This is a genomic window from Pseudomonas frederiksbergensis (assembly GCF_001874645.1).
Lineage (GTDB): Bacteria > Pseudomonadota > Gammaproteobacteria > Pseudomonadales > Pseudomonadaceae > Aquipseudomonas > Aquipseudomonas frederiksbergensis_B.
Genome location: NZ_CP017886.1, coordinates 2,432,417 through 2,455,042, shown reverse-complemented (window position 1 = coordinate 2,455,042; position 22,626 = coordinate 2,432,417). Strand labels below are relative to the sequence as shown.

Here is a 22,626-nt window from a genome sequence, read left to right as displayed (position 1 = left end):
AAAAGGAGTTTAGAGGAACAACCCGGGGCCCGGGCGACTTCCTTCGGGGAATCTGACGCCCACTTTGGCAATCTTGTTCCCGTCCATGACCGCGACTGTCCAAATGGTGTTGTTCCATTCCACCTGGTCACCGACCACCGGAGCGCCACCGACTTTCTGGGTAATGAAGCGACCGAGCGGCATGTCCGGATCGACGCCTTCGAGTTGCAGCCCATACAGCGCTGAAACCGCCCCCAGCTGGGCGTCGCCTTCCAGAACGAAGTCGCCGAAGAAGCGCAGATCGAGGCCGCGTTGGGGTGCCTGACTGAAGAGTTTTCCGAGCGCCGGCAGGTTGTGTTCATGGCCGATAACGCAGAGCAAATCGCCGACTTCGAGCACCGTACTACCCGACGGATGGAGCAGTTGCTGGCCGCGAAACAGCGCCGCGATACGCGTGCCTTCGGGCATTTTCAGCTCGCGAAGAGCGGCGCCGATGCACCATTTCTCCGCGCCAAGACGATAAACGAACAACTCCCACTCGCTGGTGACATGCACTTCGAGGGCGGCCCGGGAGATCGGCGCGGGTTCTGGCGGGACGGTCACCTTCAGCAGCTTGGCGACCCACGGCAGGCTGGTGCCCTGCACCAGCAGCGAAACCAGAACGATAAAGAACGCAAGGTTGAAATACAGCTGGGCATTCGGCAGCCCGGCCATCAACGGGAACACCGCCAGAATGATCGGTACCGCACCGCGCAGGCCAACCCAGGAGATAAAGGCCTTTTCGCGCCCATGGAAGGCCTTGAACGGCAGCAGGCCAACCATCACCGAGAGCGGTCGCGCAAACAGAATCATCCACAGCGCCAGACCGAGGGCGGGCAGGGCAATGGGCAGCAAATCATGGGGTGTCACCAGCAGCCCCAACACCAGGAACATGCCGATCTGCGCCAGCCAGGCCATGCCGTCGAGCATGTGCAGAATGCCGTGGCGGCTGCGCACCGGACGGTTGCCGATCACCAGGCCGCACAGGTACACCGCGAGAAAACCGCTGCCATGCAGGGCGTTGGTCAGGGCGAACACCACCAGACCGCCGGCGATCACCAGAATCGGATACAGGCCGGCGGCCAGGTGGATTCGATTGACCATTTGCAGCATCAGCCAGCCGCCACCCAGACCGATGATCGCGCCGATGCCGAACTCACGAAACAGGTGCCCGAGCAGGCTCCAGTGCAGACCGGTCTGGCCGCTGGCGAGCATGTCGATCAGGGTGACGGTGAGAAACACCGCCATCGGGTCGTTACTGCCGGATTCGATTTCCAGGCTGGCGGTCACCCGCTCGTTCAGGCCTTTGCCACCCAGCAGCGAGAACACCGCCGCGGCGTCGGTGGAGCCGACGATGGCGCCGATCAGCAGGCACTGGATCAGGTTCAGGTTGAACAGCCAGGCGGCGGCCATGCCAGTCAGCCCGGTGGTGATCAGCACTCCGACCGTGGCCAGCGACAGCGCCGGCCACAACGCCACGCGGAAACTCGCAACCCGGGTGCGCAACCCGCCGTCGAGCAGGATCACGGCCAGCGCGAGGTTGCCGACCAGGTAGGCGGTTGGGTAGTTATCGAAGATGATGCCGCCGCCGTCGACGCCGGCAGACATGCCCACGGCGAGGATGATCACCAGAATCGGGATCCCGAGGCGGGACGAAAGTGAGCTCACCAGAATGCTCGCACCTACCAGCAACGCGCCGATCAAGAACAGGCTGTTGATGGTCGTCGCATTCAATGGCAGTACTCCGGAAAGCTTAAAGACGGGCGCAAACTGACCATGCAGTCTGCGTGCCAGCGATTCTAACCTGTTGAAATGTGATGCTGTCAAAAAGCTTTTGAAGATCAAAAGATCGCAGCCTGCGGCAGCTCCTACACCAATCCTCCGTAGGCGCTGCCGCAGGCTGCGATCTTTTCCGGGTTACGCGTAATTAAAGGCTAAACCGTCCAACCATATTGTTCAGGTCCAGCGCCAAACGCGACAGCTCATTGCTGGCGGCGCTGGTCTGGTTGGCACCGGTGGCCGATTGCACCGACAGGTCGCGGATGTTCACCAGGTTGCGGTCGACTTCACGGGCCACCTGGGCCTGCTCTTCGGCGGCGCTGGCGATCACCAGGTTGCGCTCGTTGATTTCGACGATGGCGCTGTTGATGGTGTCCAGCGACAGGCCGGCACCACGGGCGATGTTCAGAGTCGATTCAGCGCGTTCGGTGCTGTTGCGCATCGAGTCGACGGCGTGTTCGGTACCGCTCTGGATGCTGCCGATCATGCGCTCGATTTCGCTGGTCGATTGCTGTGTGCGATGCGCCAGGGCGCGAACTTCGTCGGCCACCACGGCAAAACCGCGACCGGCTTCACCGGCACGCGCAGCCTCGATGGCGGCGTTCAGTGCCAGCAGGTTGGTCTGGTCAGCCAGGCCGCGAATCACGTCCAGCACCTTGCCGATGTCTCGCGACTCGTTGGCCAGGTCGCCGATCAGCGTGGCAGTGCTCTGCACATCGGCACTCATGCGTTCGATGGCGCTGACGGTTTCCTGCACCAGGTCGCGGCCGTCACCGGCAGAAGTGGTCGCATTTTTCGAGGCTTCGGAGGTGCTCACTGCGTTGCGCGCAACTTCTTCCACGGCGCTGGTCATTTCATTGACCGCCGTCGCGGCTTGCTCGATTTCGTTGTTTTGCTGAGTAAGGCCACGGGCGCTTTCGTCGGTGACGCTGTTCAGCTCTTCGGCGGCTGAGGCCAGCTGAGTCGCCGAACCCGAGATCCGTTGCAGGGTGTCGCGCAGTTTCTCCTGCATCTTCAACATGGCCTGCAACAGGCGTCCAGCTTCGTCGCTGCCGTCGACGATGATCGGCCGGGTCAGATTACCCTCGGCGATTTCTTCAGCGGCGCTCAGTGCCTTGGCGATTGGCTGAGTGATGCTGTTGGTCAGCAACCAGGCGAAGAGCAGGGTCAGGCCAGTGGCGATCACCAGCAACGTCACCACCAGGTCGAAGGCCGAGGAGTACTGGTCAGCGGCTTTCTGGTTGGAGTCGGTGGCTTGATCGTTGTTGATCTGCATCAGCCGGTTGAGCACGCTGTTGATCGCCTCGGAGTTGGTCAGCAGCTCGGTGTTGAGCAGCGTGCGCAACTCATCGACCTGGTTGTTGCGCGACAGGCTCTTAATGCGGTCTTCCAGCTGACGGTATTGTCCCTGCAGCTGCACGTACTCATCATAGGCCGCACGTTCTTGCGGGCTGTTGATGACTTTTTCGTAATCGGACTGGGCTGCGCGAGTTTGCTGGCTGCGTTGATCGAACAGCGCGAGGGTCTTTTGCTGTACGTCCGGCTCACGGTTGGTCAGCAAGCGGTAAGACAGCACCCGCTGGCGCAAGGCGAGCTGGGTGAATTCGTCCAGGGCCTTGATGCTCGGTACGCTGTTTTGAACGATGTCTTCACCGGAAGCGCGAATTTTGCTCATTTGGTTCAAGGCGAACACACCCAGAATCAACATCAGTGCGCCAATCAGGGTGAAACCGGTGAACGCCCTGGGGGCGATATTCATATTACGAAGGGACATGGTGTCTACCTGGGAGAAGAGCGCGATCCGTGCGACTTTGAGACTGGGTATGCATGACTTATCGGTCGTACAACTAAAGTCTTGAGCCGTTGTGCGCTTTTGCCGCAGATCAGTCGTACTGACGAGCTGTCAGGAACCAGAGCGGACAATCGCAGTCTTTAAAACTCGCAAGCAAGGTCGCCGCCAGGTAAATCAAGGCTCTGCGCCCGAATATCCCTGGCGCCTGTGGTGACTTTTCTTTATCGTACGCGCCCTTTGAAAATGCCCGGAAAATCAAAAATGTTGGAAGCATCCCTAAGCCAATTGGAACAACTGGTCAGCGACCTGGTGCAACAGAACCAGGAACTGCTCGGCACGAACGCAACATTGAGCGCAGAACTGGCCCAGGCCAAGGATGAGAACGAAAGCCTGCAACTGAGCCTGATGGAACAGGAAGAGAAGCAGGGCGCCACTGTCGCGCGCATTCAAGCGCTGGTTGAGCGCGTGAGCGCAGGACCTGTGAACGCATGAGACACGGTGCCGACGGGATAAAAGTCGTCTCGATTCTCGGGGAAGACTATTCGATCAAGGCGCCGGCCGGGGAAGAGCAGACCCTGCTGGACGCCGCATTAATGTTGAAAGCGGTGCTGGCCGAGACCAAAAAGAAATACCCGACCCTGATCGGGGACAAACTGCTGGTGCTGACAGCGATGAACCTGTGTTCGCAGCAGCTCGACATGCAGAAGCGTCATCAGCAGGAACTCAACCGTTACCAAGAGCAAGTCAGCGCCACGGTTGAAGTGATTTCGAAGACGATCAATCAGGCCTGATCAGCTTGCGCACAACCAAAGAGTAGATTGTCGATTTAGTTGTATACAATCGGCACGGCTGTTGCAGTAGTTTTGCCTCTTACTCTTTGGGGGTGCTTCATGCAGTTCTGGCGACGCAGTATTCAATGGCAGTTGATCCTGAGCATGGGCACCGCCCTGCTGGTCAGTATTCTGATCGTGGTCGGCATTTATACCTTGGTGGTCAACCGTCTCGCCCAGCGCTATCTGGTCGAGCAAGCGCTGCCGTCAAGCATCGAAGCGATGCGCAACGACATCGAACGGATTCTGGTCCAGCCGCTCACTGCGGCCAAGGACATCGCCAGCAACAGCATGGTGCGCGAGTGGTTGGCCGACGGTGAAAACGCTGACCGGGCCAACGGCTTCGTCAGCTACCTGGAAGGCATCCGCGCCGAGCACAAAGCCTTTACCGCGCTGATCGCAGGCACTGAGTCAGGCCATTACTACACCGAAAAAGGGCTTGATCGGACCCTCAGCCGATCCAGTCCTGCAGACGCCTGGTTCTACGCCTTCCTCGACAGCAACCAGCCGCGCACCCTCAATATCGACAAAGATACGGCGACCGGCGAGTTGGCCTTGTTCATCGACCTCAAGGTCTCGCAGGGTGGCAAAGTTGTGGGCATTGCCGGGTTGGGCCTGAGCATGAGGGAGCTCTCGGAGCTGATTCACAATTTCAGCTTCGGTGAGCGCGGGAAGGTCTATCTGGTGCGCTCCGACGGATTGATCCAGGTTCATCCCGAAGCCGAGTTCAGCAACAAACGCCAGTTGGCCGAGCAGATCGGTGGCCCGGCGGCGCAAGCGGTGATGGGCCATCAAGGCCCGACCAGCAGCGGTTTTGTGCGCGATGGCGAAGACTACCTGGCCCTGAGCCTGCCATTGCGCGATCTGGGCTGGACCCTGGTGGCCGAAGTGCCGCAATCGCAAATTTACGCCGAGGCCCGACACGCGATGTGGCTGACCAGCGCCATCGGTTTGGGCGTTGCGCTGGTGTGCCTGTTATTGGTGGTGTTGCTGGCCCGCGGCCTGGTTCGGCCGATCCGGCAGGTAACAGCGGCACTGGTAGCGATTGGTAGCGGTGGTGGCGATTTGACCCACAGGTTAGATTCCAGTCGTGCCGATGAGCTGGGCGACCTGGCTCGAGGCTTCAACCGTTTCCTTGAAAATCAACGCAACATGATCGGCGAAGTGCTGGCCACCAGCGAGCGTTTGCGCACTGCCGTCGGGCAGGTTGCGCGAGTGGTGGAGAACACCGCCGAGCGTTCCGGTCGACAGCAGGAAATGACCGACATGGTCGCCACCGCCGTGCACGAGATGGGCCTCACGGTGCAGGAAATCGCGCAGAACGCCGGCAACGCGGCGGTCGCCTCGCAAACGGCCCGCGATGAAGCGTTGCAGGCGCGTGAGGTGGTCGGCGGTTCAATCCGGCATATCGAAAGCATGTCCGATGAAATCGGTATTGCTGCCAGTGCCGTCGGCGAGCTGGCGACTCAGGTAGCGTCCATCGATCAGGTGCTGGCGGTGATTCGCGGGATCTCCGAGCAGACCAATTTGCTGGCATTGAACGCAGCAATTGAAGCCGCGCGCGCCGGAGACATGGGCCGGGGCTTTGCGGTGGTGGCGGATGAAGTGCGGACACTGGCGCGCCGTACGCAATCGTCCACCGATGAAATCCAGCAGATGATCGGCAGCCTCAAGCAGGGCGCGGAAAACGCGGTGTCGTCGATGCACTCCGGGCAAGCGGCAACCGGTACAGGCGTCGAGTCGAGCCAGCGCACCGGGGCGTCGTTGACGGCGATTACCGGTCAGGTCGAACGCATCAGCGACATGAACCATCAAGTGGCAACGGCGACCGAAGAGCAGTCGGCAGTGACTGAAGAAATCAACCGCAACGTGCAGGGGATTTCCGATCTGGCGCGGGCCACGGCGGGCGAGGTGAGGGCGTGTCGTGAGGATTGCCAGACGTTGCAGCGGTTGGCCGATGACCTGGCGCGCCAGATGGGTGGGTTTCGGTTGAAGTAGCAGGAATCAAAAGATCGCAGCCTGCCGCAGGCTGCGATCTTTTTTTATCGGTCAGAACCACTCATCCTGCATGTTCAGGCATGTATCATCCCGCGCTTCAAGAATCGTCAGTTCATGATGGCAACCCGGCACTTCCCACGTCAGGAAATACCGCGCCGCTTGCAGCTTGCCTTTATAGAAGCCGACATCCGCCGCATTGCCCTTGGCCAACCCTTCTTCAGCGCGGATCGCTTGCTCCAGCCAGCGCCAGCCGATCACCGTGTGACCGAATGCCTTGAGATACAGCGCCGAGTTGGCGAGGCTGCTGTTGACCTTGCCTTGGGCCAAGTCGGTGAGCAGGCCGATGGTCACGGTTTGCAGCCGCGCTACCAGGGCCTCCAGTGGTTGGCGCAATGGAGTGAGCGCCTCAAACGCTTGCGCACGTTCGGCAGTCTCGGCGATCAAGCGAATCAACTGTTTGAGCCCGGCGCCACCGTTTTGTGCCAGTTTGCGGCCCAGCAGGTCCAGCGATTGAATGCCGTGGGTGCCTTCGTGGATCGGGTTCAGGCGGTTGTCGCGGTAATACTGCTCCACCGGGTATTCGCGGGTGTAACCGTGGCCGCCGAGGATCTGGATCGCCAGTTCGTTGGCCTTCAAACAGAATTCCGACGGCCAGGATTTGACGATCGGCGTCAGCAAGTCGAGCAGTTCATGAGCCTGTTTGCGCGCCGCTTCGGTCTCAAGGGTGGTGGTGTCGTCGAACAGTCGCGCCGCATACAAACCGAGGTCGAAGGCGCCTTCGACGTAAGCCTTCTGGGTCAGCAGCATGCGTTTGACGTCAGCGTGCTGAATGATCGAGACCGGCGCAGTGTTCGGGTCCTTGCTGTCTGGCAGGCGACCTTGCGGACGCTCGCGAGCGTACTCCAGCGAGTACAGGTAACCGGCGTAACCGAGCATCACCGCGCCCATGCCCACACCGATCCGCGCTTCGTTCATCATCTGGAACATGCAGCTCAGGCCTTGGTGCGGCTTGCCCACCAGATAGCCGACACACTCGCCGTTATCGCCGAAGTTCAGTGCCGTGGAGGTGGTGCCGCGCCAGCCCATCTTGTGGAACAACCCGGCCAGCAGCACGTCGTTGCGCTTGCCCAGGCTGCCGTCATCGTTGACCAGGAATTTAGGCACGATAAACAGCGAAATGCCTTTCACGCCCGCAGGCGCGTCCGGCAGTTTGGCCAGCACCATGTGCACGATGTTTTCCGAGAGCGGATGGTCGCCGCCGGAGATGAAGATCTTGTTGCCCTTGAGTCGATACGTGCCATCGGCGGCGGGCTCGGCGCGGGTGCGGATGTCCGACAGCGAGGAGCCGGCGTGAGGCTCAGTCAACGCCATGGTGCCGAAGAAGCGGCCGTCGATCATCGGTTGCAGGAAGCGCCGCTTCTGATCGTCGGTGCCGAAACTTTCAATCAGGTTGGCCGCGCCCATGGTCAGGAACGGGTAGGACGTCGTCGCGGCGTTGGCGGACTGGAAGTGCGCAAAACAAGCTTGTGACAGCAGGGTCGGCAACTGCATGCCGCCGGCCTCGAAACTGCGTGCGGCGTTGAGAAAGCCTGCTTCGAGGAATGCATCCACCGCAGGTTTTACTTCCGGAATCAGGATTGCCTTGCCGTCTTCATAACGTGGTTCGTTCTCGTCACCTTTGCGGTTGTGCGGGGCAAAGAACTTCTCGGCAATGCTGCGCGCGGTACCAATGGCGGCGTCGAACGTCTCGCGGTTGTGCTCGGCGAAACGTTCGCGCTGAGTCAGGCCCTCGGCATCAAGAACTTCGTACAGCTCGAAAGCCAGATTGCGGGAACTGAGCAACGTCTCGGACATGGCGGCCTACCTTTATTGGAATGGACCGAGTCTAGGCGCAGGGAGGGCGGGCTGAACAGGATGATTGATGAGCGTGATGGAGAAGCAAAAGATCTTGAATCAACCAGGCACCCATTGCAGGCGCCTGGTGTTTTCGCCGTTTAACCGATAGTCATCAGACTGGCATTACCCCCCGCCGCAGCGGTGTTGACGCTCAGCGCGCGCTCAATCACCAGGCGTTCCAGCGCAATGCCGGTTTCGCCTTGCGACAGACCGTGAACCCCGACGATGGCACCGGCGCGTTTGGCCACTTGCTGGCAGACCGCACGCAACTGGTCGGAGTGGCCGTGATGCAGGACCGCATCGAAGACCACTTCGTCCTTGTTCCAGTCGGCTACCAGCTTGATGCGCGCTTGCACTTCTTTCGGCAGACGAGCCAACAGCGCTTTGCTCAGCTCACCTTCCGGCAACACCGCTGAGCCACCCACGGCCAGTACTGCGGCCAGTTGGCTCAGCAGATCACTTTCGACGTCCGCCAGGCACAGCACGTGTTCACGCGGCAGGATGGCGTAGCTGTTGCGCTCGCCCGTCGGGCCGTTCAGCGTGCGGGTGATGCCGCTTTGCGATTGCGCCGCGAACTGCACGCACAGTGCACTCAACTCGGTCTGCTTGTGGCTGTCAGCCCAGGTTTTCAGAGCGGTCAGCGGTTTGCTCATGGCGTCACGCAGACGAACATCCGGCGCACTCAGGGCATCGCCGCGAGCGAAGGATTGTTCGATCGCGTCGGTAGGGCGAGTCGACAGCAAGCGGTACAGGTACAACGGACCACCGGCTTTCGGGCCAGTCCCCGACAGGCCTTCGCCACCGAACGGCTGCACACCGACCACGGCACCGACGATGTTGCGGTTGACGTAGACGTTACCGGCGTTGACGTTGTCGATCACCTTGGCGATGGTTTCGTCGATACGGGTGTGCACACCCAGTGTCAGACCGTAGCCGGAAGCGTTGATCTGCTCGATCAGTTGATCGATGTCTTTGCGCTTGTAGCGCACCACGTGCAGCACCGGGCCAAAGATCTCCCGCTGCAGCTCGTCGAAGCTTTCCAGTTCGATCAGGGTAGGCATGACGAACGTGCCGCGCTTGCATTCTTCCATGTCCGCGATGGCGACCTGGTAGACGTTGCGACCTTTTTCACGCATGCCCTGGATGTGTTTCTCGATGCCCGCCTTGGCTTCGGCGTCAATCACCGGGCCGATGTCCACGGACAGACGCTCAGGGTTGCCAAGGCGGCATTCAGCCATGGCGCCTTTGAGCATTTCGATCACGCGGTCTGCGGAATCTTCCTGCAAGCACAGGACGCGCAGAGCCGAGCAGCGTTGACCGGCGCTGTCGAAGGCCGAGGACACCACGTCAATGACCACTTGCTCGGTCAGTGCCGAGGAGTCGACGATCATCGCGTTCTGGCCGCCGGTTTCGGCGATCAGCGGGATCGGGCGACCCTGAGCATCCAGGCGACCGGCAACGTTGCGTTGCAGCAAACGCGCGACGTCAGTGGAGCCGGTGAACATCACGCCTTTGACCCGATCATCGCCAACCAGACGGGCGCCGACCGTTTCACCACGGCCCGGCAGCAGTTGCAGCACACCTTCGGGAATCCCGGCGTCGAGCAGCAAACGTACGGCTTGAGCGGCGATCAGTGGTGTCTGTTCGGCCGGTTTGGCCAGTACCGGGTTACCGGCGGCCAGTGCGGCAGCGACTTGACCGCTGAAGATCGCCAGTGGGAAGTTCCACGGGCTGATGCACACCACCGGACCTAATGGACGGTGGGCGTCGTTGGTGAAGTCGTTGCGCGCCTGCACCGCGTAGTAACGCAGGAAATCCACGGCTTCGCGCACTTCGGCGATAGCGTTGGCGAAGGTCTTGCCGGCTTCGCGAGCCAGCAGTCCCATCAGCGGCTGAATTTCGCCCTCCATCAAATCGGCGGCACGTTCGAGGATCGCGGCGCGTTCGGCGGGCGGAGTGGCCTGCCAGATCGGTGCGGCGTTCAGTGCACACTGGATGGCGTTGTCGACGTCGGTGACGGTGGCTTCTTGCACATGACCGACCACGTCACGCAGATCCGACGGATTCAACACCAGTGCCGGCGTTTCAGCGCTTGCGGCGCAACCCAGCATCGGCGCAGCTTTCCAGTGGTTGTGAGCGGTGGCCAACAAGGCGCAGGACAGCGATGCCAAGCGATGTTCGTTGGCCAGGTCGATACCGCTGGAGTTGGCGCGCTCGCTGCCATAGAGGTCCCGCGGCAGCGGGATACGCGGGTGCGGCAGGCCGAAGCCGCCTTCCAGCGTCGCCATCTGCTCGATGCTGCTTACCGGATCGGCTACCAGCTCCTGTATCGAGATCGACTGATCGGCGATACGGTTGACGAACGAAGTGTTCGCACCGTTTTCCAGCAGGCGACGTACCAGGTACGCCAGCAGTGTTTCGTGAGTGCCGACCGGTGCGTACACACGGCACGGACGGTTCAGCTTGCCTTCGGAAACCTTGCCTACAACCTGTTCGTACAGCGGTTCGCCCATGCCGTGCAGGCATTGGAACTCGTACTGGCCCGGGTAGTAGTTCTGGCCGGCAATGTGATAAATCGCCGACAGAGTGTGCGCGTTGTGCGTGGCGAACTGCGGGTAGATGACTTCCGGCACCGACAGCAGTTTGCGTGCACAGGCGATGTAGGAAACGTCGGTGTACACCTTGCGGGTGTACACCGGGTAGCCTTCCAGGCCTTCGACCTGGGCGCGTTTGATTTCGCTGTCCCAGTAGGCGCCTTTCACCAGGCGGATCATCAGGCGATGACGGCTGCGGCGAGCCAGGTCGATCACGTAGTCGATCACGTACGGGCAGCGCTTCTGGTAGGCCTGGATCACGAAACCGATACCGTTCCAGCCGGTCAGTTGCGGCTCGAAGCACAGGCGCTCTAGCAGATCCAGCGACAGCTCAAGGCGGTCGGCCTCTTCGGCATCGATGTTCAGACCGATGTCGTACTGCTTGGCCAGCAGGGTCAGCGACAGCAGGCGCGGGTACAGTTCGTCCATCACGCGCTCGTACTGGGCACGGCTGTAACGCGGGTGCAGGGCCGAGAGCTTGATCGAGATGCCCGGGCCTTCATAAATGCCACGACCGTGGGAAGCCTTGCCGATCGAATGAATGGCTTGCTCGTAGGACGCGAGGTATTTCTGGGCGTCATGTTCGGTGAGTGCAGCTTCGCCGAGCATGTCGTAGGAGTAGCGAAAGCCCTTGGCTTCAAAGCGGCTGGCGTTGGCCAGGGCTTCGGCGATGGTTTCGCCAGTGACGAACTGCTCGCCCATCAGCCGCATGGCCATGTCGACGCCCTTGCGGATCATCGGTTCGCCACTTTTGCCAATGATACGGCTCAGGGATGAGGTCAGGCCTGTTTCGTTGTGGGTGGCGACCAGTTTGCCGGTCAGCAACAGACCCCACGTGGCGGCGTTGACGAACAGCGACGGGCTGTTGCCCAGGTGTGGCTGCCAGTTACCGGTGCTGATCTTGTCGCGGATCAGCGCATCGCGAGTGCCTTTGTCCGGGATGCGCAGCAGCGCTTCGGCCAGACACATCAGTGCCACGCCTTCCTGGGACGACAGGGAGAATTCCTGCAGCAGGCCCTGAACAATGCCTGCACGACCGCCGGCGCTCTTCTGATTGCGCAGTTTTTCGGCAATCGAGGCGGCGAGTTTGTTAGTGGCTTCGGCCATCGCAGCTGGCAGGCGAGCCTGTTCCAGCAACATCGGTACCACTTCCGGCTCCGGACGACGGTAGGCGGCAGTGATCGAGGCGCGCAGCACTGATTGCGGGAGGATGCTTTCAGCGAATTCGAGGAAGCACTGATGGGCGTGATCGCCGTGGACGTCAGCGCCTTCATCGGCTTCGGAGCGGGTCAAGCCGCTCAGCTCGGTCAGGGTTGCACCACCCTCGAGTTTTTCCAGGTAATTGAAAATCGCCTGTTTGATCAGCCAATGCGGCGTGCGATCAATCGAGGTCGCGGCAGCTTTGAGGCGCTCGCGGGTCGGGTCATCGAGTTTGACCCCAAGGGTGGTGGTAGCCATATTTTTATCCTCATGTTTGCCACGACTGCGTGGCATCAGCTGGCGGCAAGATTAGCCGTGCGCCGGAAGAGGTGCAACCGGGTGCAACCCTTTTTTGTCGGAATAATCGGCAGCTTGTCAGGAAATAAATTCTGGTAGGGGAGCCCTACTCCTGCTTGGTGCTTTTTGTAGCAGTCGCCAAAGGTTCTTGCTTCGAAAAGGAGCAAAAAACGGGGTTTAAAAGAAAATTCGTATCAGGTGCAACTTATTCCCAAAAACTGGTTGCACCTTATTTACTTTGTTGAATAGCATTCGCGCACCAAGGTGCAACCGTCAACGCTGGCGGCTCATCGGCTGGTGGCTTTCCTGGGGAAACACCAGTCATAAATGCGCGGATTACCCGGTCGTCTCTCAAACGCAAGCGTTTGGCGGCGATTCGACAGACCGCTGCTACATAAAAACAAAGCCAGGGCGTAACTCAATGAGTGCAAGCAATCCAACCTTGATCACGTTCGTGATCTATATCGCAGCGATGGTGCTGATCGGCTTCATGGCCTATCGCTCCACCAACAACCTTTCTGACTACATTCTGGGTGGCCGTAGCCTGGGCAGCGTCGTGACCGCGCTTTCCGCTGGCGCCTCCGACATGAGCGGCTGGTTGCTGATGGGCCTGCCGGGCGCCATCTACATGTCGGGTCTGTCGGAAAGCTGGATCGCCATCGGCCTGATCGTCGGTGCGTACCTGAACTGGCTGTTCGTGGCCGGTCGTCTGCGCGTGCAGACCGAACACAACGGCGACGCGCTGACGCTGCCGGATTACTTCTCCAGCCGTTTTGAAGACAAGAGCGGCTTGCTGCGCATCATCTCTGCCGTGGTGATCCTGGTGTTCTTCACCATCTATTGCGCCTCCGGCATCGTGGCCGGCGCCCGTCTGTTTGAAAGCACCTTCGGCATGTCCTACGAGACTGCGTTGTGGGCCGGTGCTGCGGCGACGATTGCCTACACCTTCGTCGGTGGTTTCCTGGCGGTGAGCTGGACTGACACCGTACAAGCCACGCTGATGATCTTCGCCCTGTTGCTGACGCCCATCATCGTGCTGCTGGCTACCGGCGGCATCGACACCACGTTCCTGGCCATCGAAGCGCAAGATCCAGGCAACTTCGACATGCTGAAAAACACCAGCTTTATCGGTATCATTTCGCTGATGGGGTGGGGTCTGGGCTACTTCGGTCAGCCGCACATCCTGGCGCGCTTCATGGCGGCGGATTCGGTCAAGTCGATTGCCAACGCCCGTCGCATCTCCATGACCTGGATGATCCTGTGCCTGGGCGGCACCGTGGCGGTGGGCTTCTTCGGTATTGCTTACTTCTCGGCGAACCCGGCCGTGGCGATGCCAGTGAGTGAAAACCACGAGCGCGTGTTCATCGAACTGGCCAAGATCCTGTTCAACCCGTGGATCGCCGGTGTGCTGCTGTCGGCCATTCTGGCTGCCGTGATGAGCACCCTGAGCTGCCAGTTGCTGGTGTGCTCGAGCGCCCTGACCGAAGACTTCTACAAATCCTTCCTGCGTAAAAACGCTTCCCAGGTTGAACTGGTCTGGGTCGGTCGCGCCATGGTGCTGGCCGTTGCCCTGATTGCCATCGCCATGGCTGCCAACCCGGAAAACCGCGTGCTGGGTCTGGTCAGCTACGCCTGGGCCGGCTTCGGTGCCGCGTTCGGTCCGGTGGTACTGATCTCGGTACTCTGGAAAGGCATGACCCGTAACGGCGCACTGGCCGGTATCGTGGTTGGCGCACTCACCGTGATTGTCTGGAAACACTTCAGCCTGTTGGGCTTGTACGAAATCATCCCGGGCTTCATCTTCGCCAGCCTAGCCATTGTGCTGGTCAGCAAAATGGGTGCGCCGTCGGCGGGTATGCTGCAGCGTTTCGCAGCGGCGGAAAAAGATTTCCACCTGAACAAGTGATGGGATGAGCTGATGCGCTGATCCTTCGCTGAATAAAAAACGGCCCGCTTCCTGTTGGAGGCGGGCCGTTTTTTTTCGTCCGTGGCGTCAGAACATTCAGCGCAGTCCGTCCGACAGGAATGTCTGTAGTAGTTAATCCTAATATCTGAAGGAAGAATCTCTAAAAAGTCAGGATAAATCTGACTTTTCTGACCGTCGATCACCCCCCTTGTCACTCATGCAGAATCGCCCGCCTTTATTCAGCAGAGAGACATCGGATGCTCGCGCCTGCCCATCAACCGCGTTTCACGTTGACCCTCGACGGCGTCCAGAATGAGCTCAAAGTGCTTGAGTTCACGGGCAAGGAAGCCATCAGCCAACCCTATCGTTTTGACCTGGAACTGGTCAGTGAACGCCCGGATCTCGATCTTGAAAGCCTGCTGCATCGACAGGCCTTTCTCGGTTTCGATACACAAGGCTCAGGCGTGCACGGCCAGGTCTATCGAGTGGCCCAAGGTGACGCCGGCAAGCGTCTGACTCGCTACCAAGTCAGCCTGGTGCCGCGGCTGGCTTATCTTGATCGGCGCATTAATCAGCGCATCTTCCAGCACAAGAACGTCCCGGCGATCATTGCGCAGGTTCTCAAAGGTCATGGTATCCAGCGTGATGCTTTCGAGTTTTGCCTTAGTAGTGATTACCCAGAGCGCGAGTACTGCGTGCAATACGCCGAGAGCGATCTGGCGTTTATCCAGCGGTTGTGCGCCGAGATCGGCATTCACTACCACTTCCAGCACAACCCGAACGGCCATCTGCTGGTGTTCGGTGACGATCAGACAGTTTTCCGCCGGCTTGCGGAGTCGACCCTTTACTTGCCAGGCAGCGGAATGGCCGCCGATCAGCCTGCGATCAAGCGTTTCAACGTACGGCTGGAAACCCGCACCACTGCCGTGACCCGTCGAGACTACGACTTCCACAAGCCCGGTCTGTTGCTGCAAAGCACTGTCGACCGCGAACAGCGCCCGGTGCTGGAGGATTACCACTACCCCGGTCAGTTCACTGATCGCGACCACGGCAAATACTTGGCGCAACGGGCTCTGGAGCGTCATGGCGCGGATTACCGTCAGGCTGAAGGTCGCAGTGATCAATCGGCGTTGCTCACCGGCCATTTTCTGAAGATCGCCGAGCACCCGCGCGCAGAATGGAATGACCTGTGGCTACTGACAGAAGTCGAGCACCACGGTCGGCAACCGCAAGTGCTGGAAGAGTCTGCTGACAGCGGTGATTTTCAGGGCTATCGCAATACCTTTCTGGTGACGCCGTGGGACGTACCCTTTCGTCCGCCATTGGTTGAAAACAAACCGCGAGTGCCGGGCTATCAGAATGCAGTCGTCACGGGGCCGAGCGACAGCGAAATTCATTGCGACGAGTTCGGGCGGGTCAAGGTGCAATTCGCCTGGGACCGCGAGGGGCAACTCAACGAGCATTCCAGTTGCTGGCTACGAGTAGCCAGTGGCTGGGCACATGACGGTTACGGCAGTGCGCTGATCCCGCGGGTGGGAATGGAAGTGCTGGTGGGGTTTGTCGATGCCGACCCGGACAAACCATTGGTCATGGCCTGCCTGCCGAATGGGGCCAACTTGGTGCCGCTCGACCTGCCAGCGGACAAAACCCGCAGCATTTTTCGCAGCCAGAGCAGTCCCGGTGGCGGTGGTTACAACGAGCTGCGCATCGAAGACCGCAAGGGCGCCGAGGAGATTTATCTGCGTGCCCAGCGCGACTGGACCCAGCACGTGTTGCGCGATTCACACCTGCAAGTGGGTAACCAGCGAAGTGTGGTAGTCGCGGGTCTCGATCGCCATGAACTGAAGGCTGACGAACAGCGCATCACTCATGGTCAGCGCCAAACCGAAGTAAAGCGGGACGATCATCTGGTGGTGGTTGGCGACCGGCACATTCGGGTGACCAGTCAGGCGCTCAATGCCAGTCAGCAGTTCCATGTCAGCGCCGGCCAGCAAGTGGTCATCGACGGCGGTGCCAGCGTGACCCTTCAGGCGGGCGGGCAGTGGATCAACATCGGCCCCGGAGGGATTTACAGCAGCGTACCGATTCAGGTGGGGGGGGCGCCGATGCCGACGATGGCTGCTGCGCCGGCCTTGCCCGATGCACCGTTGAAACGCGTAGCCGCCGCGGCAGCGCTGCTGAGTGCCGCACAGATTCTGAGCCTGAAAAGCGATGCGCCGTTCTGCGAAGAGTGCGAGCGCTGCAAGGAGGGTGTCTGTGCAGCCTGATGCCTTGTCACCTCGTGCCTGGCTGGAGCGCCATCCGCTGACACCTTCCGAGCAGCTGTTTGCGGTGTTCGGCAATGCCAGCTCCGCAGAACCCCTTAAAGCCTGGCAGCGCTCGATCACTGCGCTAGCACCGAGCCCAATCTGGGCCGACACCGCTTACGCCGAGTGGGGACCGGTGATGCCCTATGTCGGAATCGTCGCTGCTGGCAGTGAGTTTCTGGACTGGGTCGCTACCACAGAGTCTCGCGACTGGGGTTGGCTAGCGGTTTCTTCTGCCTCTCGAGAAGTGGTGGTCGACCATCTGCGCAGCCTTACGCAAGCCCTGTTACCCAACGGCAATGCGGTGTTTTTCCGCTTCTGGGACGGACGTTATTTACTGCCGATTCTTCAGTCTGCGCAGGTTGATGTTGTTCAACTGATGCCGCTGATCGGGCGCTGCCTGATCAATGGTCAGGCCTTGGAAATCGGTGGCCGCGCACTGAAAACCGCCAGGGTTTTTCCATGGTGGGAGATTCCCGATGCGCTATTGGAACACCTCGCGGCCCAGTCTGCCGCCACCCTAATCAACAACCTGCTGAAGTGGCTGAGCGAGGATCGCCCTGATCTGTACGAGGCGTTTTCCGAAAGCGTTTTGCGGCACAAAGTCGCAATCTTTCTTGAAGCGCCGGACCTGCCTCAAGCACCGAAAACTGCCTTGGCGGAGTTCCTGATGGCGGAGCTGAACTGATGGAGCAGGTCGTGCGTATCGAGCAGGAACTCGACAGCTTCAAAGACACCCTCAGTCTCTACCGCGAACAACTTAACCACTGGTTCATCAAGGCCGCCGACAAGGTTAGCCACGCTGCTGACATGCCATCGCTGATGGGCATGGAGCGGCTGATCAAATTCGGCAGCACGACCACAGCGGTGAGCACCGGTGATGACGATTTCATCTCCAGTATGGCGCAGTGTCCGGCCGACGGTTTTTTGCAAATCGAGAGCAAGTTCGAGTCGGTCTACGACATTCCGTTGGGGAATATTCAGGTCGAGGTGATCCCGGCGGAGGGTGGGCCGAGTACGCCGATTGATCTCGATAAGTTCGGCAAGGGGCGCTTCAAGGGGGATCCCGGAAAGTTCTATCAAGTGCGGGTTCACGGCGCGGTCACGTCGAAGCAAATCGATGAGCTGTTTGGCGCGTATGACGGGTTGACCGAGTCGCTGGAAACCTGGCTGCGCAGCGAGTGGAAGGGCTTCAAGCCGCAGTGGTCGCAACAGTCAGCCTCGGCCTCTCTGCTGGCGGTGGGTAACGGCTTGCTCGCCGGCAGTTGGGCGGCCATCGAGGGCGTTTGGGACAGCATTGGTCTGATTGGCGAGATTCTCAAGAACCCCGGCAAATTTCCTGAACTGCTCGGCAGCAGCGCTACGGCTCTGGCCGATCTGGCGCAAAAATCGCCGGCGGTGATGGAAAAAGCCCAACTGCTGGCCAGTGACGAAGCGGCGCTGTGTTTGTTGTTGCGTACCGCGAGCCTGTGGCTGGAAGCGTTGCCGCCGAGCCAGATCGCCGGGGCCACGGCGCAGACGGTTTCGAAGCTGGTGGTCGAGTTGGTGATCGATCTGCTGATCGGGATCGTGCTGAGCTTTTTCGGGGTGGGCGTCGCCTATCTCTCGGTGCGGCTGCTCCGGTATGGCCAATACATTGTCGATGCCGGTCTGCGCTTCGTTGCGGCGATCTTCAAGATCATCGACAGCTTCATGGGCTACGTCGACCACTACAAAAAGGTCGCTGCCCGAGGTGTCGCTGCCGGCCTGAAAAAAGGTGTGATGCAACTGCGCTGGGATGGGCGCCGCAATACCACGCTCAAGCCCAACCAACACCACGACAACGTCCCCGGTCAGGCGAAGAACCCTAACGGCGCCAGCGCCGATTCGGCAGATAAAACCGCTACCAACAAGTGCCCGGTGTCGATGGTCACTGGCGAAGAACTGCTGACCTTGATCGATGGTTCTCTGGACGGGATTCTGCCGTTCGATTTCACCCGGCTCTATCGCACCAGCGCAGCGGAGATCGATTGCGGTCTCGGCTACGGCTGGAGTCACAGCCTCGCGCATCGACTGGAAATCGACGGCGACAACGTCATCTGGATCGACCACGAAAACTGTCGTACCCCTTTTCCATTACCGAGCGTCGAGCGCCCGGCGATCCACAACAGCCTCTCGCGGGCGGCGATTTATCTGGGTGATGAGCCAGAAGAGCTGATCCTCTCCCAGTCTGGGGACGACGTACGTTTCTATCACTTTCATAACGGTCGGCTGACGACGATCAGCGACGGTTACGATAACCGCCTGCGCATTACCCGCGACCGCCAGGAACGCATCAAACGCCTCGACAACGGCGCCGGTCGTGCCTTGCTGTTGCGTTATGACCGCAGTCATTTGATTGCCGTCGATTACCAGTGCTTTGTTCCGGCCCAGAGTCTCGACGAGGCGTGGCACACCGAGCAGACGCTGGTCAGTTATCGCTATGACGAACGCGATCAACTGATCGAAGCGACCAACGCCGCTGCCAAAAGCGAGCGCTACAACTACGACGGTCAGCACGTCATTTTGCAGCGGCAACTCGCCGGTGGCGCGAGCTTTTTCTGGGAGTGGGAAAGGTCCGGCAAGGCTGCCAGATGCATTCGACATTGGGCGTCGTTTTCGCAGATGGACGCGCGGTATGTCTGGGATGACCAGGGCAGTGTCACCGTCCTGAATATTGATGGCAGCGAAGAGGTTTACGTCCATGACGATCGGGCGCGGCTGGTGCGCAAGGTCGAGCTGGGGGGAGGCGAGCGTCTCAAGGCCTACGATGACAATGGCCGGCTGATTGCCGAACAGGATCCGCTTGGGGCCGTCACGGAATACCGTTATGACGAGGTCGGACGGCTTGTCGCGCTGATTCCACCGGAAGACGAGCCGACGGCTTACGAATACCGCGACGGTTTCCTGCATGCGCGGTACCGCGGCAAGGCCGTGTGGAAATACCAACGTAATGCTCAGGGTGACGTCACTGAAGCGACCGATCCCGACGGGCATGTCACCCATTACCACTACGACGTTCAGGGGCGGCTGCTGTCGATCCGTTATCCGGACACCAGTCGGCATGTGTTCGTCTGGAACGGCTTGGGACAGCTGATCGAAGAAACGCTGCCAGACGGCGGCCAGCGTCGGTTTGCCTACGATGTTTTGGGTCGGCAGATTACCCGCCAAGACGAACACGGTGCCGTCACCCATTACCAGTGGGATGCCGTCGGACGACTGATACAGACAACGCTTCCCACAGGTGCCAGCCGCGCCTTCAGCTACAACGCCTACGGAAAAATCATCGCCGAACGCGATGAACTGGGCCGCGTCACGCGTTACGAATACGCCGATGACTTGCACCTGGTCAGCCGCCGGATCAATGCCGACGGCACCCAGCTGCGTTACCGCTACGACAACGCGCAGCTTTTGCTGACAGAAATCGAGAACGAGTCTGGCGAAAAGTATCAGCTGGACTACACGCCTAATGGCCTGATCCGACAGGAAACCGGTTTCGACGGCCGCCGCACCGCCTACGTCTACGACCTCAACGGCCACCTGCTGGAGAAAACCGAGTTCGGCGATGACGGGTCGCAACTGGTTAGCGCCTACCAACGGGATGCTGCCGGACGGCTGCTGGTCAAGACCCTGCCCGATGGCGTCAATGTCGAGTATGGCTACGACCGCCTCGGCCGACTGGTCAGCGTCGATGACGCTCACGACCACCCGTTGGAGTTCGAGTACGACCAGCAAGGCCGGCTGATCACCGAGCATCAAGGCTGGGGCACCTTGCTCTATGGCTACGACGCCTGCGGCCAGCTCAATCGCCTGCGCCTGCCGGACAACAGCACCCTCGATTACCACCACGCCAAGGGCGGTGCGCTGACCGCCATCGACCTCAACGGCACGCGGCTGACCACGCACGTCTTTGCTGCGGGGCGCGAACAACAACGCCAGCAAGGCCAACTGCTTAGCCAGTACCACTATGACGAGCAGGGCCGGTTGCAAGCCCACGCGGTCAACCAGCCAAACCAACCGCTGTACATGCGCCACTACAGCTATGCGGTCAACGGCAATCTGGCCGCCATCGCTGACAGCCGCCACGGCCAGTGCAGCTATTACTACGACGCGCTCAACCGCCTGGCCCGCGTGCGCCACGCTCGCGGCGAGCCGCCAGAAAGTTTCGGTCACGACCCGGCTGGCAATCTGCAGATGCACGATCGACCGGGCCTGGCGACAATCAAAGGTAACCGCCTGCTGCTGCAAGGCGACCGCCATTACGACTACGACGCCTTCGGCAACCTGATCCGTGAGCACCGGGGCACCGCGCAGAAACTCGTCACCGAATACCGCTACGACTGCCAGCACCGGTTGATCGGCATCACGCGGCCGGACGGCAGAACCGCCAGCTACCGCTATGACGCCTTTGGTCGTCGCATCGCCAAAACCGTCGACGGCCACACCACCGGGTTCTTCTGGCAAGGCGACAACCTCGTCGCCGAAAGCAGCAAAGCACACTACCGCAGCTATGTTTACGAGCCCGACAGCTTCCGCCCCCTGGCGATGCTCGACGGCAAAGGCCCGCGCAAGGCCTGCCCGTTCTACTACCAACTCGACCACCTCGGCACCCCGCAGGAACTGACGGATTACAGTGGCGAAATCGTCTGGTCGGCGAAGTACAACGCCTACGGCAAAGTCAGCCACCTGAGCCACGGCACCGACGAACAACTCGACCAGCCACTGCGTTTCCAGGGGCAGTACTTCGACGCTGAAAGCGGCCTGCACTACAACCGGCATCGCTACTACAATCCAGACATTGGCCGGTATCTGACACCAGACCCGATCAAATTGGCAGGTGGGTTAAACGGATATCAGTACACCCCGAATCCGACGGGCTGGGTTGATCCGTTGGGGCTGAGCGGAAATTGTCCGCCACCGAACAAGCCAGGCTGTGCGGCGCCGGATAATGTGGGTGGCGCTAAGGTTGATGAGGGTGAGCCACCGCTGCCGAAAATGACGGCTGAGCAGCGGAGGGCGAGGATTGATGAGTTGACGGAGGCGAATGCTAAGCGGCGGGTCCTAGAGTTTGAGGACAAATACAAGATGCACACTGTTGCAAAACACAATCCTGAGATACCCGACAATGCGCTGAAGCAGAGATCGATTGATGGTAGTCACCCAACAAAGAAAGGGAGAAAGGAAGGGGTGAACTCTAGCTCTCAGTTCAAAAGCTGGCTGTTACAATTTAATGCGATAAATGATGCTGTTTCTAGGATGAGTCGAAATCCTCCTGCGCCTACAGGTTTTACCAAAACTAAAGATCCTGTTGTCAGGAAAGAAATGCCGGGCGGCGGTAGAGGCTATAAACCCAATAAGAAAGATAGGGATAATCCAAGATATATAGATGAGTTGGATTATTCAGAGGTTAGGTTTCGTCAGAGTGGTGCTGTGAAGCCTTATACTGCATTCCCAGATTAGGATAAATATAATGTTGAAGTGGCCTATGTATGACCTCCCGTTTGAACCGACACTTCTGTATTGGTTGGGAGGTATTTCTATATTTGATCGTGAGGAAACTCTTGGAGAGGCTTTGTGGGAATACAACCCGAATGACAAGCTCGACAGAGAGAAAATCATAAGGTTTTTTTTGTTAACTGATCTTGAATATCTACCTTATAGACATCGATTTCTGATGTTCAGAATTCTTGAGGATGCTCTGAAATTGTCGGATTTTGATTTTTCTACTCAGTTCGAAAGTGATTACGATGCAAATACGTCTATGGCGTGGGACGAAACAGAAATAGACGACCCTCGTGGATTTTTTGAGGACATATATCGACTGGCAAGCGAAGAGTGGAAAGACGACCTCCATAAGGCCAGCCTCGAAGATCCGTCCACTTGGTAACAGTTGGCGAAAGATTTTACGACCGCTTCGCGCTCGATCGCGGGCAGCCTTGCTCTTACGGACAGCACGCGGACCTGTAGGAGCAAGGCTTGCCCGCGAAGACGT

Annotated in this window: 12 protein-coding genes and 1 pseudogene; 9 read left to right on the top strand and 4 right to left on the bottom strand. The window is 59.6% G+C overall.

Annotated features, from left to right (window positions below):
• Positions 1-9 precede the first annotated feature (9 nt).
• Together BLL42_RS11895 and BLL42_RS31245 are read right to left on the bottom strand one after the other, a co-directional pair.
• Entirely contained in the window at positions 10-1,752 is a 1,743-nt protein-coding gene (locus BLL42_RS11895; RefSeq protein WP_071552269.1) for a potassium/proton antiporter, read from the bottom strand.
• Between the two features lie 193 nt (positions 1,753-1,945).
• The gene (locus BLL42_RS31245; RefSeq protein WP_071552268.1) at positions 1,946-3,571 is read right to left on the bottom strand and encodes a methyl-accepting chemotaxis protein; all 1,626 of its coding nucleotides are present in this window, start codon (positions 3,569-3,571) and stop codon (positions 1,946-1,948) included.
• A 279-nt stretch (positions 3,572-3,850) separates the two neighbouring features.
• Here BLL42_RS31245 and BLL42_RS11885 point away from each other — a divergent pair, with 279 nt between their 5' ends.
• From BLL42_RS11885 to BLL42_RS31020, 4 genes and pseudogenes are all read left to right on the top strand, one after another.
• Entirely contained in the window at positions 3,851-4,081 is a 231-nt protein-coding gene (locus tag BLL42_RS11885) for a hypothetical protein (protein WP_019691434.1), read from the top strand.
• A complete protein-coding gene (locus tag BLL42_RS11880; RefSeq protein WP_071552267.1) occupies positions 4,078-4,380 on the top strand; it encodes a cell division protein ZapA in 303 nt (100 codons plus the stop codon). Before BLL42_RS11885 ends, BLL42_RS11880 begins: the two co-directional genes overlap by 4 nt.
• 99 nt (positions 4,381-4,479) lie before the next feature.
• Positions 4,480-5,550, top strand: a pseudogene (locus tag BLL42_RS31025) (HAMP domain-containing protein); the annotation flags it as partial.
• Between the two features lie 21 nt (positions 5,551-5,571).
• Positions 5,572-6,417 carry a methyl-accepting chemotaxis protein gene (locus tag BLL42_RS31020; RefSeq protein ID WP_408004025.1) on the top strand — a complete coding sequence of 282 codons (846 nt, stop codon included), beginning with the start codon at positions 5,572-5,574 and terminating at the stop codon, positions 6,415-6,417.
• 51 nt (positions 6,418-6,468) lie between these two features.
• Here BLL42_RS31020 and BLL42_RS11870 read toward each other — a convergent pair whose 3' ends face one another.
• Positions 6,469-8,271: an acyl-CoA dehydrogenase gene (locus BLL42_RS11870; protein ID WP_071552265.1), complete on the bottom strand. Its 1,803-nt coding sequence runs from the start codon at positions 8,269-8,271 to the stop codon at positions 6,469-6,471.
• A gap of 140 nt (positions 8,272-8,411) precedes the next feature.
• Positions 8,412-12,365 (bottom strand): trifunctional transcriptional regulator/proline dehydrogenase/L-glutamate gamma-semialdehyde dehydrogenase, encoded by a 3,954-nt coding sequence (gene putA / locus BLL42_RS11865; protein ID WP_071552264.1) that lies wholly within the window; start codon positions 12,363-12,365, stop codon positions 8,412-8,414.
• Positions 12,366-12,825: 460 nt separating this feature from the next.
• On the opposite strand from putA, the gene putP reads away from it, so the two are divergent.
• The 5 genes from putP (at position 12,826) to BLL42_RS11840 (ending at position 22,521) form a co-directional block, all read left to right on the top strand.
• A complete protein-coding gene (gene putP / locus BLL42_RS11860) occupies positions 12,826-14,310 on the top strand; it encodes a sodium/proline symporter PutP (RefSeq protein WP_071552263.1) in 1,485 nt (494 codons plus the stop codon).
• Between the two features lie 257 nt (positions 14,311-14,567).
• Positions 14,568-16,577 carry a type VI secretion system Vgr family protein gene (locus tag BLL42_RS11855; RefSeq protein WP_071552262.1) on the top strand — a complete coding sequence of 670 codons (2,010 nt, stop codon included), beginning with the start codon at positions 14,568-14,570 and terminating at the stop codon, positions 16,575-16,577.
• Positions 16,567-17,304, top strand: a complete 738-nt coding sequence (locus BLL42_RS11850) for a DUF4123 domain-containing protein (protein ID WP_071552261.1) — start codon at positions 16,567-16,569, stop codon at positions 17,302-17,304. The genes BLL42_RS11855 and BLL42_RS11850 overlap by 11 nt, the downstream gene beginning before the upstream one ends.
• The gene (locus BLL42_RS30870; protein WP_071552260.1) at positions 17,304-22,094 is read left to right on the top strand and encodes an RHS repeat-associated core domain-containing protein; all 4,791 of its coding nucleotides are present in this window, start codon (positions 17,304-17,306) and stop codon (positions 22,092-22,094) included. The genes BLL42_RS11850 and BLL42_RS30870 overlap by 1 nt, the downstream gene beginning before the upstream one ends.
• Before the next feature lie 10 nt (positions 22,095-22,104).
• On the top strand, positions 22,105-22,521 hold the full coding sequence (locus BLL42_RS11840; RefSeq protein ID WP_071552259.1) for a hypothetical protein: 417 nt from the start codon (positions 22,105-22,107) through the stop codon (positions 22,519-22,521).
• Positions 22,522-22,626 lie beyond the last annotated feature (105 nt).